The organism is Spirosoma endbachense, from assembly GCF_010233585.1.
Lineage (GTDB): Bacteria > Bacteroidota > Bacteroidia > Cytophagales > Spirosomataceae > Spirosoma > Spirosoma endbachense.
Genome location: NZ_CP045997.1, coordinates 1010484 through 1029374, shown reverse-complemented (window position 1 = coordinate 1029374; position 18891 = coordinate 1010484). Strand labels below are relative to the sequence as shown.

At 48.2% G+C, this 18891-nt stretch carries 21 protein-coding genes; 10 read left to right on the top strand and 11 right to left on the bottom strand.

Going from position 1 to position 18891, the window contains the following annotated elements:
* Positions 1-40 precede the first annotated feature (40 nt).
* Genes GJR95_RS04200 through GJR95_RS04185 form a run of 4 tightly spaced genes read right to left on the bottom strand, consistent with a single transcriptional unit; the run spans position 41 to position 3628 of the window.
* A complete protein-coding gene (locus GJR95_RS04200; RefSeq protein ID WP_162384691.1) occupies positions 41-616 on the bottom strand; it encodes a ribonuclease HII in 576 nt (191 codons plus the stop codon).
* Between the two features lie 60 nt (positions 617-676).
* Positions 677-1753, bottom strand: coding sequence for a VWA domain-containing protein (locus tag GJR95_RS04195; RefSeq protein WP_162384690.1), 1077 nt, complete (start codon positions 1751-1753; stop codon positions 677-679).
* Between the two features lies 1 nt (position 1754).
* Complete coding sequence (locus tag GJR95_RS04190) at positions 1755-2765, bottom strand: hypothetical protein (RefSeq protein WP_232541075.1); 1011 nt, start codon at positions 2763-2765, stop codon at positions 1755-1757.
* On the bottom strand, positions 2762-3628 hold the full coding sequence (locus tag GJR95_RS04185; protein ID WP_162384689.1) for a DUF58 domain-containing protein: 867 nt from the start codon (positions 3626-3628) through the stop codon (positions 2762-2764). Before GJR95_RS04185 ends, GJR95_RS04190 begins: the two co-directional genes overlap by 4 nt.
* Before the next feature lie 83 nt (positions 3629-3711).
* Between GJR95_RS04185 and GJR95_RS04180 the strand changes: the two genes are divergently transcribed.
* The 4 genes from GJR95_RS04180 (at position 3712) to aac(3) (ending at position 7150) form a co-directional block, all read left to right on the top strand.
* Positions 3712-4095 carry a DUF4296 domain-containing protein gene (locus tag GJR95_RS04180; RefSeq protein ID WP_232541074.1) on the top strand — a complete coding sequence of 128 codons (384 nt, stop codon included), beginning with the start codon at positions 3712-3714 and terminating at the stop codon, positions 4093-4095.
* Positions 4092-5438, top strand: a complete 1347-nt coding sequence (hemG, locus tag GJR95_RS04175; protein ID WP_162384688.1) for a protoporphyrinogen oxidase — start codon at positions 4092-4094, stop codon at positions 5436-5438. The genes GJR95_RS04180 and hemG overlap by 4 nt, the downstream gene beginning before the upstream one ends.
* A gap of 81 nt (positions 5439-5519) precedes the next feature.
* Positions 5520-6320: a polyprenol monophosphomannose synthase gene (locus GJR95_RS04170; protein ID WP_162384687.1), complete on the top strand. Its 801-nt coding sequence runs from the start codon at positions 5520-5522 to the stop codon at positions 6318-6320.
* Between the two features lie 14 nt (positions 6321-6334).
* Positions 6335-7150 carry an aminoglycoside 3-N-acetyltransferase gene (gene aac(3), locus GJR95_RS04165; protein ID WP_162384686.1) on the top strand — a complete coding sequence of 272 codons (816 nt, stop codon included), beginning with the start codon at positions 6335-6337 and terminating at the stop codon, positions 7148-7150.
* A gap of 293 nt (positions 7151-7443) precedes the next feature.
* On the opposite strand, the gene GJR95_RS04160 is transcribed toward aac(3), so the two are convergent.
* Positions 7444-7854 carry an energy transducer TonB gene (locus GJR95_RS04160; protein ID WP_162384685.1) on the bottom strand — a complete coding sequence of 137 codons (411 nt, stop codon included), beginning with the start codon at positions 7852-7854 and terminating at the stop codon, positions 7444-7446.
* Positions 7855-8167: 313 nt separating this feature from the next.
* Here GJR95_RS04160 and GJR95_RS04155 point away from each other — a divergent pair, with 313 nt between their 5' ends.
* From GJR95_RS04155 to GJR95_RS04135, 5 genes are all read left to right on the top strand, one after another.
* A complete protein-coding gene (locus GJR95_RS04155; RefSeq protein WP_162384684.1) occupies positions 8168-8620 on the top strand; it encodes a hypothetical protein in 453 nt (150 codons plus the stop codon).
* A gap of 116 nt (positions 8621-8736) precedes the next feature.
* Positions 8737-10092, top strand: coding sequence for a sensor histidine kinase (locus GJR95_RS42000; protein ID WP_232541073.1), 1356 nt, complete (start codon positions 8737-8739; stop codon positions 10090-10092).
* 102 nt (positions 10093-10194) lie between these two features.
* Positions 10195-11250, top strand: coding sequence for a sensor histidine kinase (locus tag GJR95_RS04145; protein ID WP_162384683.1), 1056 nt, complete (start codon positions 10195-10197; stop codon positions 11248-11250).
* Positions 11247-11945, top strand: a complete 699-nt coding sequence (locus GJR95_RS04140) for a LytR/AlgR family response regulator transcription factor (RefSeq protein WP_162384682.1) — start codon at positions 11247-11249, stop codon at positions 11943-11945. The genes GJR95_RS04145 and GJR95_RS04140 overlap by 4 nt, the downstream gene beginning before the upstream one ends.
* Positions 11946-11970: 25 nt before the next feature.
* On the top strand, positions 11971-14241 hold the full coding sequence (locus GJR95_RS04135) for a CocE/NonD family hydrolase (RefSeq protein WP_232541072.1): 2271 nt from the start codon (positions 11971-11973) through the stop codon (positions 14239-14241).
* 90 nt (positions 14242-14331) lie between these two features.
* Here GJR95_RS04135 and phnN read toward each other — a convergent pair whose 3' ends face one another.
* The 6 genes from phnN to GJR95_RS04105 all read right to left on the bottom strand — a co-directional run bounded on the left by phnN (position 14332) and on the right by GJR95_RS04105 (position 18088).
* Positions 14332-14964 (bottom strand): phosphonate metabolism protein/1,5-bisphosphokinase (PRPP-forming) PhnN, encoded by a 633-nt coding sequence (phnN, locus tag GJR95_RS04130; protein ID WP_232541071.1) that lies wholly within the window; start codon positions 14962-14964, stop codon positions 14332-14334.
* A gap of 85 nt (positions 14965-15049) precedes the next feature.
* Positions 15050-15319, bottom strand: coding sequence for a DUF167 domain-containing protein (locus GJR95_RS04125; RefSeq protein WP_162384681.1), 270 nt, complete (start codon positions 15317-15319; stop codon positions 15050-15052).
* Positions 15320-15324: 5 nt separating this feature from the next.
* Complete coding sequence (locus GJR95_RS04120; RefSeq protein ID WP_162384680.1) at positions 15325-15714, bottom strand: tautomerase family protein; 390 nt, start codon at positions 15712-15714, stop codon at positions 15325-15327.
* Complete coding sequence (locus GJR95_RS04115) at positions 15711-16625, bottom strand: SDR family oxidoreductase (protein ID WP_162384679.1); 915 nt, start codon at positions 16623-16625, stop codon at positions 15711-15713. Before GJR95_RS04115 ends, GJR95_RS04120 begins: the two co-directional genes overlap by 4 nt.
* 100 nt (positions 16626-16725) lie before the next feature.
* Complete coding sequence (locus tag GJR95_RS04110; RefSeq protein WP_162384678.1) at positions 16726-17430, bottom strand: peptidylprolyl isomerase; 705 nt, start codon at positions 17428-17430, stop codon at positions 16726-16728.
* A 31-nt stretch (positions 17431-17461) separates the two neighbouring features.
* The gene (locus tag GJR95_RS04105; protein WP_162384677.1) at positions 17462-18088 is read right to left on the bottom strand and encodes an ABC transporter ATP-binding protein; all 627 of its coding nucleotides are present in this window, start codon (positions 18086-18088) and stop codon (positions 17462-17464) included.
* Between the two features lie 198 nt (positions 18089-18286).
* Here GJR95_RS04105 and purN point away from each other — a divergent pair, with 198 nt between their 5' ends.
* Positions 18287-18859 (top strand): phosphoribosylglycinamide formyltransferase, encoded by a 573-nt coding sequence (gene purN / locus GJR95_RS04100; RefSeq protein WP_162391560.1) that lies wholly within the window; start codon positions 18287-18289, stop codon positions 18857-18859.
* Positions 18860-18891: the final 32 nt, after the last annotated feature.

The following is an 18891-nucleotide window of genomic DNA, read 5'->3' as shown; positions in this document are numbered from 1 at the left end:
CCGGACTACATAGCCACTGCGATATGAGCAGTGGCTTTTTCTATAAAAGCCGAAAGCTCATCCGGTGGTATTTCGTTGGGCCGAACTTCCGAATAGCCTCCCGATGAACAGGCGTTGGATAACCTACATTCCTGGCCCATCCATAAGCGGGAAACTCCAGCCCCAACTGCTCCATCAAATCATCACGATAGGTTTTCGCCAGCACTGAAGCAGCTGCAATCGACAGAAAATGAGCATCACCCTTTATAATACACGTATGCGGAATCATCGGGTACGGTACAAAGCGATTACCATCAACCAATAAATGCTCCGGCCGAATCACAAGCGAATCGACGGCACGATGCATGGCCAGAAAACTCGCTTTCAGAATATTGATCCGATCAATATCCTCGTGCGAAACTTCAGCCACTGCCCACGCCAGCGCATCGCGTTTGATGTCGGTGCGGAGTGTTTCCCGTTGCTTGCGGGTCAGTTGTTTCGAGTCGTTCAGAATCGGATGCGTATAGTCTTTGGGCAGGATCACCGCAGCTGCTACTACCGGGCCAGCCAAACAGCCGCGCCCAACTTCATCCAGCCCAGCTTCGATTGCGTCAGCATTATAATACGATTTAAGCATATGCGATTCGGTTTACAACATTCGGCTTATGGTTTGCAACGGCATACCGAATCCGGCTAATTAATCTTCCAGAATATTTCCGACAATGGTGGTTTTCAGACACAGCGCAAACAACAGAAATGAGATTGCCCAGTATAAATAAGCCCGGTAGCAGTCCTGCACATCTTCGTAGACCATCATTCGAACAGGCGCTTTTTCCAGGCGGTCGATCTGGGCAAAAACAGACCGCAATCGACCGGCATCGATTGCCCGGAAAAAACTGCCACTGCCAATACCGGCAATCGTTTTCAGGATACCCTCATCGATGGTCGAAGCCGACGTGCTGGAACGGGTAACCCGACCAACAGCAATGGTATAGAGCCGGATATTAAACGCTTTGGCTAAACGAGCTGCCGTAATGGGGTCGAGGTTACCAGCCGTATTATCACCATCACTGATCAGAATCACGATCTTACTCCGCTTCTTCGCAGATTGCGTTGAATCCTGACTTAACACACCAGATTCGCGCATCCGGTTAATGCAACGAGCCAGTGCATCGCCGATGGCGGTACCCGATGCGTCGATCATCTTGTCGTCAAGTTCGCTTAAATACTGTTTCAGCAAGTCATGATCGGTCGTGAGTGGGCAAAGAGAAAACGCTTCACCCGCAAAAATAACCAGCCCAATGCGGTCACTTTTACGACCATTGATAAACGTTTGGGCTACCCGTTTAGCCGCTGCCAGACGATTGGGCGGCAGATCGGTTTCGGTCATAGACGACGACACGTCCATAGCCAGCATAATATCAATTCCTTCTGACTGCTCCACACGATGCGTTTCCACAAGCTGAGGCCGCGCCAGGGCTACCAGTAAAAGGCTCAGGGCGATTAAGATGCTACTGGGCAACAGAAAGCGTAACGAACTAATCAGAATCTGATTGGCCCGAACCGCATTCTCATTAAACCGCTCAGCCTGACTCCGCCCCCCTACCGACCCCAGCGACAGGTTCAGGCGTTGTTGCGCCCCCCGATGCAGGTAGTACCGTATTGCCAATAGTAACCCTACCGTTGGAATCAGGTAAAGAGCCAACGGATTAGTGAACCGAAATTGCGCCCATAGATCCGGGTCAAACCAATGAAGTGAGTACCAGGGTTCCATGTTACGAAAAAGTTGACGACTCCGCTCTATCCGACAACGTTTCGGGCCTGGCAGGTACTGACGATGTCTGCATTACATATCGACGCCGACGATAGGCCTGACTAGCAACATCGCGCAACACCCGCAGCGCATCCGGCGACTGTGCCGAAAACGTTCCACCATAAATCATACGGTCGGCTTCCCGTAGCGCGTCGGCAACACGATCATCGCCGGTGCGATCCGCAATTTCAGGTGTTGTCAGCGATGCATAAGGCTGTCGTTCCAGTTGTTCAAGATACGTTTTCCAGAGAATAACGGCCTGATTAGCACTTTCGGGGGCCGTATCGGCATTTAAGCTTCGGCTTAGCCGGGCATAATCCCGCAGAAACCGTTTATGCTGCTGATAAAGCTGATAGATACGTAATTGCCGACGAATCGACTGGCCAAACAGCAGGTAGATCAGCGTCAACAATGCCGTTGCCACAAGCAGCACCTCTCCTAAAACCGGGTAATTAAACTGCTGTTGCAAGCGGGCCAGCTGGGTTTGTGACGCCAGGGTCAGGCTTTGGTTCGACGCAGTATTCGCGCCCGGCGATGTAAGTTTCGATCGCAAAAATACAGTATCGACCAGAGTGGTCAGGTAGGTACAATCACTGGCGTTAATCAATCGAATAGGTACCTGCAACAATTGCACAGAGTCGGTTTCAAATGAAATGAGCGTATAAACGGCACTGTCCCGGCTAATGGAAGCAAGGCCTTCGCCCGTTGTCTGTGTCGGCGAAACGCTTATTTCTTTCACTCGAAATGGAAGAAAATGCCGGGATGTGTCGGGAAAAAGGACCTCGGCCGATGGCGGATGACGATAGGTAAGCGCATACCGAAACGGCCGTCCGATTTCAATACTATCGTCCAGAAATTGCCCTTTTAGTGCTGGTTTCGCAGGCGGCTGCGCCCACAACGACACTGTAAACAGACAGAAACTACTAAGTAATCGAATTGTATGAGCCACTAATCTGCCTTTGTCAGAATTCATTGATACTTTCTGATCCGAAACAAGTCAATAAGCTTCGGTATAAAATCTTCCTGCGAATCGAGCACCAGATAATTGGCATTAAATTGTTTACAAAGCCGCTCCAGCCGGGACTGGTTTTGCTGAAACGTTTCGCGCAGGCGGTTTCGGAATGAGGCCGACGAGGTATTGAGCCAGACAGTCCGGCCATTCTCGGTATCGTGAACCGGAATAATACCAAGCCGGGGTAAATTCACCTCGCGCTGGTCATAAAAATGAATAACGACCAAATCGTGTTTTCTTGCCAGCGCCTTCAGATTATGTTCGTATCCCTGATCGATAAAGTCGGAGAGCAGGATAACGACACTACGGCGTTTAAGGCAGTTCAGCGTAAACAGCAACGCATCAGCCAGATTGGTGCGGGCCGATTCGGGCTGTAACTTAAACAGGCTCATTATCAACTGATAACCCGTTTTTAAGCTGTTTGAGGGCTTGATATATCGCTCTTTCTGATCCGAAAAACAGTACAGACCCACGTGGCTGGCTTCGCGAATGGCCGACATGGCCAGCACCCCACACACCTCTTTGGTGGCATCTAATTTAGCCCGGTGCTGTGGACCAACCTGCTGCGATGCGCTAACATCCACGACAAAAAAAACGGTCTGATCTTTCTCTTCCCGAAATACTTTTACGAACGTACCGTGTCCTTTCGACGACACGTTCCAGTCGATAGCCCGCACATCATCACCGTACTGATAGATACGTAAATCACTGAACTCCAATCCCGATCCTTTAAAAACAGAGCGAAAGCTACCACGCATCTGCGAATTGACTGCCTTTCGGATCTGAATATCGAAATTACGTAGCCGGGCCAAGAACTCGTCCATATCAATTAGGCGTTATGTTATTTTAACAACCAATCCCGAACTTTGACACGCCGGATTATCTTACAAAATTAACGCTTAAAACTATGCGTTGGCATCTGATGAAACAAACCATCTGGATGGCCCTGGCAATGCTTGGTATAGGACTGTTGCCGAGTTGCCAGTCCGCCGAAGATAAACGCCCGGAAAATCTAATTCCTGAGGATCGTATGGCCAATATTCTGACCGAAGTACATATGGCCGAATCGCGCGTCAGTCGTTTGGGGCTTCGATCGATCGATTCGTCTAATTTAGCGTATAAGCACCTTGAAAATCAGATTTTTAAGAAGTTTAAGGTAGATACAGCAGCCTATTCGAAAAGCTATACGTATTACTCATCGCACCCGAGTGAGATGGAAGCTATCTACAAGCAGGTCGTCGACAACCTGAAAAAGAAAACGGAAGCGCCCAAAAAACCAACCCGTTCATGACTATTGGCATTATTGGCGCAGGAATTTCGGGGCTTACACTGGCCTATGAACTCCAGCAGCAGGGTATTGACTATCATATTTGGGAAGCAGCCGGACGAGCCGGTGGCTATATTGGCTCACAATGGGCAACCGGACCGGCAGGACAACAATATCTGCGCGAGTTAGGCCCTAATTCGTTGCTTGGCGACGCTGATCTATTGCTTTGGCTCGACAAACTGGGCCTCACCCCAGAACTGACGTTCAGTAAACCCGTTAGTAAAGCGCGCTATATTTTTCGCGATGGTCAGTACCGGCAGTTACCATCAGGTCCGCCATCGCTTTTGTTCGGCAATTTTTTTAGCTGGAAAACAAAACTGGCGATCTTCCGAGAGCGGAACAACAAAACAAAATCGCCGGAAGGGGAAACGTTAGCGCAATTTTTCAGACGCCGTTTTTCCAATGAGATTGTCGATTATGCGCTGGCACCGTTTGTAGGTGGAATTTATGCGGGCGATCCCGAACATCTGCTGGTCTCCGAAACGTTTCCGATTCTTCTGCACTATGAAAAAGAATATGGATCGGTACTACGGGGGTTGATAAAAAATCAATCAGCCGCTGGACGTCGTCAGTCGTTCAGTTTCCGGAATGGGATGCAGGCATTGCCCAATGCCCTGGCCAACCGGCTCACCAGTCTGTCGCTCAACGATCGGGTCGAACGTATTACCCGAACCAGCGACGGCTGGCAGGTTGACGCAGCAACCGGCACCCAAACCGTTGATACACTGGTACTGGCTATTGGTACTGATACAGCCGCCCGGTTGGTAGCAGCTACTTACCCTGACTTTGCAAATGCGCTTCGTGAGGTCGAATACCCGCCCATGACCGCCGTTCACTCGGTCTACAAACGGGCTGATGTTCAGCATCCTCTAAATGGTTTTGGCGGACTGAATCCAAAAGTCGAGGGGCGTTTTGCATCTGGACACATCTGGAGCAGTTCCATTTTTGATGGTCGTTGCCCCGAGGATGAAGTGCTGATTACGACTATGGTAGGTGGTCAGTCGGGTGAGCGCAACGCTCGACTTCCCGATGGCGTACTGTTCGAAAAGGTTCATCAGGAATTAAGGACCAGTTTTGGAATAACGGCAAAAGAGCCTGTTTTTCGAGCCCTTACTCGCTGGGAGCGCGCTATTCCGCAGTATGATTCCAGGATAGTGTCGGTAAAGCAGCAGGCTGAAGCCGTTGAAAAAGATGCGTTGCTGGTATGTGCCAATTGGTATAAGGGTGTTTCGCTCTCCGATTGTCTTGGTAAAGCCCGGCAACTGGCTAATCAATTGAGCAGCAAATCACTGATTAACAAATTTTAATAGTTATTTTGTACAAAAACTACCAATATCGTTGTTGTAATAGTACCGATATTGGCCACTTGCTAACCCACTCAATAGGTCGTGAAAGAACGTCTGGTAGTAATTCCCACTTATAATGAAATTGAGAACATCGAAGCTATTATCCGTAAAGTGTTCTCACTGCCAGAGCCGTTCGATCTACTGATCGTTGACGATGGCTCACCCGATGGCACGGCCCGGCGCGTCCGTGATTTACAGGAAGAATATAATGGAAGTGGATCGCCGTCCCGGTTGCATCTGCTCGAACGGCGCGGTAAACTCGGCCTGGGCACGGCTTATATCGATGGGTTTAAATGGGCCTTATCGCGGGGTTACCACTATCTCTTCGAGATGGACGCCGACTTCTCGCACAACCCGGATGACCTCATCAAGCTTTATCATGCGTGCGCCGATGAAGGGCCTGATCGCGCTGACGTAGCAGTTGGCTCTCGCTATATTCGCGGAGTTAACGTTGTCAACTGGCCGATGGGGCGGGTACTGATGTCTTATTTTGCTGGCGTGTATGTGCGATTCATTACCGGCATGTCGATTATGGACCCAACGGCGGGTTTTGTGTGCTACCGCCATGATGTACTGGAAGTGATTCTTCACAATCCAATCAAATTTGTTGGTTATGCCTTCCAGATCGAAATGAAATTTACGTGCTGGAAATACGGTTTTCGAATTAAAGAAGTGCCCATCATTTTTACTGACCGTACAAAGGGCGTTTCTAAAATGTCCACCAAAATATTCAAAGAGGCAGTTTTCGGCGTTCTGCAAATGAAAGTCAGTAGTTTTTTCCGGCACTACATTCCACGCCGACAAGCCGCCGAAACAATGGCCGAGCCGGTTGATGCGGTTTAGTCTGGAGCTTTTGTATGCTACTGGTTGGAGATAGCCTTTACTGGACACGTCGCTTACTTGGCGAACAGTTAACGACTATTTGGCTACACGCCGGAAATGCTGTTATGGTGCATGCCAGCTTACGTGCTGTGGGGCCAATGCTTAACGGTCCAGATGCCCTGATTGGAGCCATTCTGGATGTAATTGGTAGTGAAGGTACGCTGCTTTGTTACGTTAACTGGGACTCGCAGCATGAGAATGCGCTCGATGAAACGGGACGAGTACCGAATGCACTTAAAACTGATATTCCTCCTTTTCATCCTCTATATTCCAGAGCGAGCCGGGATCATGGTGTTTTTGCTGAATTTGCCCGCACAATCCCTGGGGCTCAACGAAGTTTAAATCCGGGCGCATCAGTCGTCGCCATTGGTGGGCGGGCCAATTGGTTTATTGCTGATCATCCGCTCGACTACGGGTATGGACCAGGTTCGCCCTTTGCAAAGCTGGTCTCTGTATCGGGGAAGATTCTGATGATTGGCGCTCCCCTCGATACAATGAGCCTGCTTCATCATGCCGAGCACCTGGCCCGGATACCGGGTAAACATATCCGCCGAATGGAGGTTCCCCTGCAAATCAATGGCCATGTTGATTGGCGTATGATTGAAGAGTTCGATACAGTCGATCCGGTAGTAGATGGACTGGATACTGACTATTTCAAAACCATTGTCGAAGAGTTTCTAGCAACAAAGGGTAGTAATCAAGGGCTGATTGGTGCTGCGGCTTCTGTGCTTCTACCAGCCGCCGATATCGTTCCCTATGCCGTTCGGTGGTTGGAAAAGCGTTTTGGCTAAAGCGCGACTAAGAAGTAATACCATTCAATGCAACAAATCTCTGTAGTGTAGCGGTACTATCTTTTTATTGATCCGTAAAGCACTCGGTGAGCCGTGGGTTTGTTAACGATGTGGTGTCGGTTTCTTAAAACCGACACAGCGAGGAAGGTTCGCCCTTTGGGTCGGACGCAGCCTCTCAAGCTACAGAGGTGAGGTTGAAGAACCTGACCTCACGCCAATATCCACTAAACCTGTGTCTACGCAGGTAGCCAGTTCAGCAACTTTTCCGATTGAATCACAGTCAGGGAGTCCTCTTATAATGCAAAATTTACAGGGATGTTGTAACGACAAGCTACCGGTTGCCCCCCCTGCCTGGCCGGTTTCCAATTCGGCATACTTTGGACCAATCGTACCGCTTCGGCATCTAGCTCAGGGTCGACACTTTTCAGGGCATAGACTTGCTGAATTGCTCCGTCCTCTGAAACAATAAAAGTAATGAAGACACGGCCCTGAATTCTGGCCTTTCGGGCGGCCTCCGGATAACGTAGATTGGTCCGAAAATACTGACTCAATTTGTTCATACCACCCGGAAACTCGGGTTGCTGTTCGACGACGGTAAAGATTGGTCGATTCTGGGTAGAACTTGAGTCAAGGTGAGACTGCTGTGCCTGAGTGGGAAGCCAAAGTGCTCCAACCAGTAGGAAAAGAAGTGAAATAGTCCGCATAGCTATTGTCTTTTTAGACGGTCGATTTACTAGTGTTGATAGAGAATTAAATTTAGTCATATCCTCAATGCGCACGGAACACTTTTGAGGGTATGGTCAGTTAATATCTGAAATTCAGACGACTAGGTATAAATGATGCTAGATGCTAGCCTCTCTGGCTACGTCGTGTAAGACTCTTAACATAACCAGATTTAGTACGCTACTCACCACGTATAAAGCCAGCCACACCTGACACCTAGTTTGACCATTGGTGTTTCTTCGGCATACTAACTTTGGACTCGTAACCGACCAAACTAAACGTAGTTGATGCCCAATGAAATGTAGCCCTTTAACCGTTATCCTGAGTTTGCTTTTTATCGTGATGCTGGGCTTTCACAGGGGGCACGCGCAGCCCCCAACCGAATCTTCGTTGATTGTACACCTCGTCAGGGAAGCCAGTCAGCCCGGTGCCCATTCAGAAGGTGACGTTTTTCTGCTGGTCAAAATTGGGACAGTTGATTATATAGCCGAACTCGAATCGGGCAAGGTGGTCAGCCAGCGAAAGGCGGCTGTAGCTGGTGGCGGAATCTGCGATACCTATGCCGAAGTCAGTATAAACCTATTGGATAAAAATAAGCAGGAAACTGCCCAGGGAGCTGGTCAGATCCTGAAGTTAAGCCGGGGAAAATGGAAAATGATTGCCTTGTCGGAAGGAGATTACCCCTGCGAAAAATTGAAGGGAATTCCGACGAGGGTTAGGACTTGTCTGAAAGTCGAGTGCAATTAAGTCAGGACTTTCGCTCAGAAGCACGGCTATTTATCTGGTTATAAGTCGGTATAGTATGCCATTTTACCTCATCTGTGTATATTCGTAGAAACAAGGAAAATTCCTCTCGTTTCTGTATGTCTGGCGAAACAGTTATGTTTTTCTACTTTGGGGCAGTTAGTGCCATTTGGGTACTAAACGCTGTGCGGTGGAGCTTTTCTCAGAGTTGGATCGACGGACTGTTTACCTTACTGGTGCTTATCTCATTTGCCCAATCGGTCTTCTTCTCACTTTTTGCCGAAAGTGTTCCGTTGTCGAAAGCGGGCTATCTGGTTATTCATAGTCTTCATAGAGGTCTCATAAAAATCATTTTTCTAGAGTTAATCTATTTACTTTTCAACGGGATTACCTGGCCAATTTCATCGAGAAAATGGTGGCGAATCGGGCAGCTTGGTTTGCTAGGTTTCCTCTTGATCGATATCGGGCTGCTTTTGTTATCAGACGAAAATTGGTATCGGTCATTGACGGGCCATATCGTTTCCGGATTGTACTGGTGCCTGCTGATCGGAATCAGTGTGCTCGGCATCCGGATAGCCGCCAAACGACAGGATGCTATCGGAAAGACATTTATCATGGGCAGTATTTTTATGCTGCTGAATGAATTATACGTGTTGGTCTATGCTTTGCTGCATACATTTCCTTTTCCGCCAAACGTCGTGTCGATTGATCTGCAAAGGCAGGCACTCTGGGGAGGACGTATCCTAGAGTTGCTTTGCTTTTCGCTTTGTCTGGTATTTTACCAACGCTATGTTGCCGTAGTAAAAGCGGTAGAACAAACACAATTGGCAGAGCAAATAAAGCAGGAACGGCTGGAGGCTGAATTGTCAATGCGCCGATTAGAGCAGGAAAAAACCAATGTTCAACTGCGGGCCTTACAAGCCCAGGTTAATCCCCACTTTCTTTTCAATAGCCTCAATTCGTTATCGGCTTTAATAGACGACGACCAGGAGCGAGCCAGTCAGTTTGTCGATCAGCTAAGTCAGGTTTATCGATACCTTCTCACAACTAGAGATCAATCCGTAGCGACCCTGGCCAGTGAGCTCGCTTTTATGGAGTCGTATTATCACCTGCTCAAAACCCGGCACGGTAGCGGGTTGATACTAACCGTACAAGTCAACCCTGCTGATCAGACCAAATTATTGCCCCCTCTGACACTTCAGTTACTGGTTGAAAATGCCGTGAAGCACAACATCGTCCTGGCCAGTGAGCCGCTGCGTGTTGACATTGTTACGGATGAAGCCGGGTATTTAGTCGTGAGTAATAACCTTCAACGTAAACGTACCTCTATCCTGTCAAATGGTGTCGGGCTATCGACGATTCTTGTCCAGTACCAAAAACTTGATCAGCCAGCCCCGGACATTGTTGAAGGGAAGGACACGTTTATGGTTCGGCTACCGCTCATTCAGCCCCTGACTGAATTGGCTCAGCAATAGCGAGCCTGGCTGACATTCATCCCCAAAATCCTGCGTTCCTGTACTTTATTTTATCATTGCCGACAGATTTTGTTGCTTTGACTAAATATAGCAGATACCCCCTTGAAAAATCGATTATCCCTTTACTGGAAATGTCAATTGGCCGGTTGGTCGCTGGCGGCCCTTTATTGGGGATATACCGGTATCACAGGCGGGACATTCAATGTTGCGTTAGGCCTTCTTCAATTTGTAACGGATGTTGCAGCTTATAGTCTGATTACGCACCTATACCGAAACTTTGCGTTACGCCAGGGATGGACAGACCTGGAAATCAATCCGTTACTTAAACGCATAATCCCTGCCGTTTTTGTACTGGGGCTTGTTTATCTGGTGGTTACGGCGGCTAAAATCGTTTTGTTCAGGTTGTGGTTTCAAACTGGCCCGATCCAAAGTTTTCCTGTGTTTTTTGAGCTTAATGGCGTTGCCATTTTTATTGCCGGTATCCGGCTGATGTCCATATGGCTACTTGCTTACCATTTATACCACTATGCCCAGCGGGAAGTCAAATCAACCCGAGAGAAGGCCCGACTGGAAATCACGACCCGAGATGCCCGTTTAAGTAACCTCTCGGCCCAGCTCAACCCACACTTACTGTTCAATTCACTGAACACCATAAAGGCGCTGGTAATTGATGAGCCCGAATCGGCCAGACGAGCTATTGACCTGTTATCCGATTTACTACGAACGGGGCTGTATACTGGGGATGATGTACTTATTTCGGTGAAAGATGAACTCGCCCTGGTGAAAGATTATCTGGAACTGGAAAAACTTCGCTTCGAAGAACGGTTAACGTATCAGGTGCAACTGGATGATAGCCTCTCATCGGTGCGGATACTGCGCTTATCCATTCAGACATTGGTGGAGAATGCGCTCAAGCATGGAATAAGCACGCGGAAAGAAGGAGGCTGTGTCCGTATCCAGCTCTCAGAAGAAGCCGGGTTTCTTACGATCATGGTCCAAAATCCGGGCCGTCTCGATGCGCGTATACCCATAACCGGTTTAGGGATTGCCAATTTAAAGGAACGGCTGCAACTCAAATTCAATGGGCAGGCAAATTTGCACTTACTGAACGAACCGGAAGGAATTGTTTCAGCTGTCGTACGGATACCAATCGCATGAAGAAGATAAGCGTACTGATCATTGATGATGAGCGTCATGCCCGAATGGAGCTCAAGCGACTGATCGCTGGCTTTCCCGAACTGGATTGTATTGGCGAAGCCAGAAACGCCGATGAAGCACAACAGCTTATCGAAGATAAACACCCGGATCTGTTGTTTTTAGATATCCAGATGCCCGAACGGAGTGGGTTCGACTTGCTGCAAGCCTTAGATAATGTACCCGAAGTCATCTTCGTCACGGCCTTTGACCAGTATGCCATAAAAGCGTTTGATGTGAATGCACTGGATTACCTGTTAAAACCAATTCGGGCAGAACGGTTTGCGCAGGCCATAGCCAAACTGACCATGAAAGCTGCTTTTTCTGGCCAAAGCAAGCAGATTTTTGTGAAAGACCGAGATCAATATCATTTCATCCGGTGGAACAAGGTCTACCTGATTGAATCGATGGACAATTACGCCCGGTTATTTTATGAGCAGAAAAATGTCTGGCTGAAAAGCTCGTTGAACCAGTTGGTAAAAACACTGGACGAAGCCATATTCTTCCGGATCAACAGAGCGCAGGTGGTCAATATGCATTTTATTCAAACGATCAATACATCTGAAAATAGCCGACTAACGATTACACTCACGACTGGGCAAACGCTGAAGGTTTCGCAACGGCAATCGGCCCGGCTAAAAAACGCAGGAAACATCTAAGCCAATCGATAAACTAAAAAATGACATGAAGGAAAGAATCATGATGGGATTGCTATGCCTTTTCCTGACCACTATATGCCAGGCCCAAACCTTTATCCTGGCAACGGCAAACGTATCCGATAGTCTCGGCGTTGCTCAGGCGATGCCCGAACTGGCCAGAAAAGTTTTAGCCAGCAATCAACCCCAAGCCGATCAAAAAGCTTTTTTCAATGCCGTTTTTCGCCTGCAATTAGTTGCCGGTCAATACGCCGAAGCCCAAAAGAGCATCGCATCCTTGCGGTCGCTGTCAAAAGATCCCTTCGCAGACTTACTGTATAAACAATATGAATTATTCGCCGAAGCCCACTTAAGGCAAAGGCAGAATGGAACTGGTTTTGGGGCAAATTTTAAACCGATCTTAAGTACCCTTTTTGCAGGGTTGGACGATCGAAGAGCCGTAGCAATTTCAACGGCTTTTAGTAGCCGGGATGGGCTCACTGGCTTGGAGAATGACCTGGAGAAACGTTTATCAGCAGTGAAAAAGGATAGTTTGACTCTGTCCGAGGCCATAGCGCTTTGTAGCAGCTATAATACGTTACAGGTCTATAAGCAGATCGAGGCTATTGCCCAGCCAGTTATAAAGGCTGATGAAGAGCGTCGATTTATTCGTGACGATAGCGTGCTGATTAAAACGAAGGATGGGGCAACGCTGTCTGCGGTAGTCGTTCGTAAACGGGGGATTACGACTCCTCAACCCACAGCTTTGCTCTTTTTTATTTATTCGAATACAGATCGGAGTTTGGCAGAAGCGAGGTATGCCGCAGCGCGAGGGTACGTGGGAATCGTTGCCGATACCAGGGGAAAACGGCTAAGTCCAGATCCGATAGCGCCTTATGAGCATGAAGCCAAAGACGTTAATTCGGTGATTGACTGGATCGTTAAGCAGCCCTGGAGTAATGGGAAGGTGGGCATGTATGGAGGGAGTTATTCTGGTTTCGCACAGTGGGCAGCGACGAAGTACCTGCACCCGGCCTTAAAAACGATCGTGCCTTATGTAGCGGCCATTCCGGGCCAGGGTTTGCCGATGGAAAATAACGTATTTCTGAACGCCAATTATCAGTGGGCGTTTTATGTCACGAACAATAAGTACGTCGATAATGAGGTAAATAATGACAATCAGCGATGGCGTCGGATGCGCAACCAATGGTATCAGACCGGTTCAGCTTACAGTAAGATCGACAGCATTGACGGAACGCCTAATCCGTGGTTGCAACGGTGGCTGAAGCATCCTGACTATGATGCATACTGGCAAAGAATGGTGCCGTATGGAAAAGAGTTTGCCAATATTACAATTCCGGTATTGAGCATTACGGGTTATTACGACGACGGGCAGATTTCGGCTATGCACTACATAACCGAGCATTATAAACACAAGCCCAATGCTGACCATTACCTGATCATTGGCCCTTACGATCATTTTGGGGCGCAACAGGGAGGGGTGCCTGTTTTGCATGATTACAAGGTGGACCCCGTTGCGTTGATCGATACGAAAGAAATCACGTTCAACTGGCTGGATTATGTACTTAAGGGTGGGCAGAAACCAGCTCTATTGAAAGACAAAATCAATTATGAGGTTATGGGAGCCAACTCCTGGCAACACGCGCCATCCATCGAAAAAATGAGTAATACGAGCCTGACACTTTACATGACGGACCAGAAAGACGGTGATAATTATCGGCTGACCAGGCAAAAACCTAAAGTACCCAGATCACTTAAGCAGGAAGTTGACCTGGCCGACCGCACTACTTCGAACAATGATTACTATCCAGATCCGATCGTAAGAAAAACACTCAACCGGAGCAACGGGCTGTTTTTTATCAGCGAACCCTTCGATCACGAGATTTCCATCAATGGGATGTTTTCGGGAGAGTTGAAAGCTGTCATCAATAAAAAAGACATGGATATAGGTGTCATACTTTACGAAGTGACACCGCAGGGCGAGTTTTTCGAGCTGTCGTACTATTTGGGAAGGGCAAGCTATGCCCGAGATGCGAGCCATCGAAATCTGTTAAAGCCCGGCGTTATGGAAACCATTCCGTTTTCGAAAACAAGACTGGTCAGCCGCCAATTGAGAAAGGGAAGTCGCCTGCTCGTCGTTTTAAATATTGACAAAAACCCTTTTGCCCAGATCAATTATGGCACCGGAAAAGACGTAAGCCAGGAGACGATCAGAGATGCCGGTGCTCCTTTAACGATTAGGTGGTTTACTGATAGTTTTATCAAAATTCCCGTTCAAGAAAATCCAGCTCGTTTTTGATTGTCTGGAGACCTGCCTGGGGGTAGGTCTCCAGATAACTGGAAGGATAATAAGAAGTACTCTTCCGCAGGCCGATCTGATGATCTGGTATCAACTAGTCAGCATATCAATAAACCTTGCTCCACTTTCGGCCAGGGATGCATCATTATTGAGTATCAATAAATTCGGATGATGAACTGCTGGAATCTGCTGGTTGCGCTCAATCCGGGCGTTGATCTCTTCTGTTGTTTCACGGCCTCGGTCGGTTAGTCGCTGCCGCAGTACATCGGGGCTCACGTCGATAAGAATAATCTGCATTTCCGGGAAACGCTGGCTGGCTGTTGGCAGGTATTTCCGGGAGCCGTTGACTACGACATTGGCCCCCGTGCTCATCCAGTATGTAATTTCGATACCAATGCCATAAAAATTCCGGTGGCTCTGCCAGTCGAACGCAAACAGGCCCAACTCCCGCCGTTTAAGAAATTCGGCCTGCGTCAGGCAAACATGGTTTTCGCCACCGGCATCCATTGGGCGCGTAATGTAACGGTGAGCAAACAGAATTGGTAACCGACCGGCCACCTGCTCCCGGGCATAGGTCATCAACGAATCTTTACCAGACCCCGATGGGCCAATTACATAAACCAATTTTCCTTCTGCCATAGGTCGATACGATACGATGAGTTGCCAGCTTAGTGCCGGCAAAATCAGTAAATTGGAGCTACCGGGCTGTATCCATCGATTCACGGTCTGATTGACTTCTATCAGGTCTGTTACAATGCACTCAGACGCGCGGTATTTCTGACGAAAGGTTTTGCCTGGAACTATAAAACTAAGATTTCCTCAAAATCTGCTCCCGAAAATGCTCATACTCCTCATCATTGATTGCTAACTCAATCCGTTTGTGCGGGTTTGTAAAGCCCGCAACGATGGTCACGCCTGACTTTGCGATACCGAATTGTTTCGCCAGAAATTCGACCAGGTAGGCATTGGCTTTGCCATCCTGAGCAGGAGCTTTAAGTTTAACCATAAGAAGCCCGGCAGCGTCGTAGAACAATTGGTCTACTTTGCTGCCGGGCTTTACTTTCAGGTGTAGGATCACGTCCGTTAAATAGTCACGTTATAATTCAGTTTGATCTCATCGCCAGTCGAACCTCGAAAGCCCCAGTTATGCGCCGGGCTTTCCAGAATGCAGATTTCAAGATCGGTCATGGCTAATTTAATTTGCTCAGCAATGCGTTCATAGAGCAAATGAATCAGTTTTTTCTTGGTCTCAACAGTACGTCCTTCCATCATGATAAACTCCAGAATAACATAGCGTTCTGAAGCCGTAGCAGGCATGAAGAAGTCCTCTTTGTCAAGATAGAAAAATCGGTGTGCGCGCTTATTCTGAGGAAACTGTAGCGCGTCGACCACACACGAATGAACCACCTCCGAAAGCTGATCCCGAATGGGCAATAAGTGCTCCCGAACACCATAGATCTTTACCTGACTCACGCTGGTTGTTTTAACTGGCTAGCCAAAACGGCAATTCCCTCTTCAAATGTATGCGGATCATAGCCCAGCATCGTAACCGCTTTATCGAGAATAAATCCGGTACGTGGAGGACGGCGGGCAATCTGCGTAAAGGTCGATGCATCGGCCTGCGTGATCAGCGATTTGTCCAATCCGAAATAATCGGCCGTTTTAATCGCCATATCATACGGGGTCAGCACCTCCTTGCCCGAAATATTGAAAATACCTTCTGCTTCTTTATCGGCGATGAGGTAGCAACCCATTGCCAGATCTTCGGCCAGCGTCGGGCTACGCCACTGATCCGTTACGACCTTAATGTTCTTGCCATCTTCGAGCGACTTTTTGACCCATAAAATGATATTACTGCGGCTCATGTCGTGAGCAATACCATATACGAGTACTGTCCGCGCAATAGCCCAACGCAACCCACCCGAATGTTTCACTGCCGACTCACCAGCCTGCTTGCTCCAGCCATAAAAACTAATTGGATTAGCTTCGGCCGTTTCGTCATAGGGGCCTGCCGCTCCATCGAAAATAAAGTCGGTTGACACGTGAAGCAGGAAAGCATCAATTGCCCGGCAGGCTTCAATGATATACTCAACGGCATGAACGTTCTGCGCCCAGCAGTTATCTTTCTGAATTTCACACTTATCCACATCCGTCATCGCGGCTCCGTGGATAACTACGTTCGGGCGCACATCGCCGATCACATCAAGTACTTCCTGACGGTTGGTGATGTCCATTGATCGATAGGTATAGCCTTCTGAATAAGGCAGACGATTGCCACCGCGTGCCGTAGCGATTAAGTCGACATCCGGCTGCTGAACCAGCAAATCGACCAATTTTTGCCCCAATAAACCATTGGCACCTGTGAGAAGAATTCGTTTTTTCATAATTTTCTGTGTAGAGACCGGTCTGCCAGCGCAGTCTCCTGACTAAATGGCTTTGCCGGTACGTATTCGTATTGACGCAGGTAAGACGCAAATTACGTCTCTACAAGTATTGATAGCCGTACTGTTTTTTAATCTTTTTTTTCTTTATCCAGGAACCAGTCATACTCATACGAACATCCTGATTCGGGCGATCCATTTCATTGCGGGGCTGTTTGACAATGCTATCCACTACAGCCAATCCATCAATTACTTCGCCAAACACGGTGTAGTTGCCATCCAGATGCGGAGATCCCCCCAGCGTTTGGTACACTTTTTTCTGCTCATCGGTTGGCAAACGGCCTTTCATTGTCTGAATCCGGGCAATTTGCTTCTGAAAATCCTCATCGTTCCAGACACGTCCCTGCACAATGTAGAACTGACAACCGCTCGATGCTTTCTCGGGGTTATTATCACGAGCGGCAGCCAGCGCGCCTTTCTTGTGAAAAAGCCCCGGCGCAAACTCCGCCGGAATTTTGTAGTCTACAGCGCCCATACCTAAGGGTTCGTCGGCCTGCGATTTTCGCGAGTTCGGATCACCTCCCTGAATCATAAACAGTGGGATGATTCGGTGAAATAACAAGCTATCGTAAAATTTCTGATTAACGAGTTTAATGAAGTTTTCTTTATGTTTCGGAGTCTGGTCATATAGTACGAGCCGCATGGTGCCAAACCGGGTATTGAGCGATACGAGATAATCTTTTTTCTTGCGATTTTGCCCCATTGTCAGCAAAGGCAGGAGCAGGAAAACAAGTAGAAATTTGCGCATTAGACGATATAAGCTACGGTAAACGATAAACTCAAAGGGCTACCCGGTTCTGAAATACATCCTTCAGGCGCTGGTCGTGGGTAACAACAATCAGACTAGCACCGATCTGTTCCGACTGTTCGCGCAGGAGCTTAACGACCCGAGCGGTGTTTTCATCGTCAAGGCTGGATGTTGGTTCGTCGGCCAGAATAATATCGGGCTGATTCATGACCGCCCGCGCAATACTGACCCGCTGCTGTTCGCCCTGGCTCAACTGATGGGTTTTCTTAGGCAACTGATCGCCAAAGCCTAACTGACCGGCCAGATCGCGGGCGCGGTTTCTGTCCTGCGGCTTACTGGCCAGGTAGTTGGCCAATACCAGGTTATCCAGCACCGATAGCGAACTGACAAAATGAGGCTTCTGATAAATAATACCAACGTGTTTAGCCCGAAAAGCCGCCGTTTCGGCTGGGCTCAGTTTCGTCAGGTCAGTCTGGTCAATAACGACCGAACCACCCTTTGGTCGAAGCAGTAAAGCCAGTAGGTGCAGGAAAGTTGTTTTTCCTGTACCGGATCGCCCCAGAATCAGAAGGGCTTCGCGGTTAGCGCAGTATACATCCGGAAATGCGAACTGTTTCGCAGGACCGTATTCAAACGTGAGTTGATTTGTTGCCAGCATCGGATTCGGGCGAGTAGTCACAAAAATAGGCAAAAGTATGGCAGGCTGACTAGTTAATGGATAATGTACAACAGATAATGAATAATTTTACCTGCCATTTCTTACGGGGCTTCCACTGGGAATTGCGCTACGATTAATCATAATTCCTGTATGAGTGTGACTCGTCTCCTGGAAAAAGCCCCATTATTCAGTATACCCTTGAAACGTATCGCCCTCTTTGCTTCCGGTTCCGGCTCGAACGCCGAAAAAATTGCAACTTATTTTGCTGACAATACTGATATAGACGTTTCGCTGATTGTCTCCAACAATCACAAAGCGGGGGTTATCGAGCGTGCCCGTCGGCTTCATATTCCGGTTTTGTTATTTGATCGGAAAACGTTTTATGAAACAGATAAAATCACGCAACTCCTTTTGAATCAGGAAATCGACCTGATCGTTCTGGCTGGATTTATGTGGCTGATGCCGAGCGATCTGGTTCGTGCATTCCCCAACAAAATCGTTAATATTCACCCGGCATTGCTGCCTAAATTTGGCGGAAAAGGCATGTACGGCCACTTTGTACATGAAGCAGTCGTTGCGGCTGGCGAAACTGAATCCGGCATAACTATTCATTACGTAAATGAACGGTATGATGAAGGCCAGGTCATTTACCAGGCTCGTTGCCCGGTCTTACCAACAGACACGCCGGATGATGTAGCCCGGAATGTTCAGGCGCTTGAGCACACCCATTATCCACATGTAATAGCCGAAGTTCTGGCAGGGCTTTCCTGATGCGTGAGTAGGGCTGGAATAAGTTGAGTGAG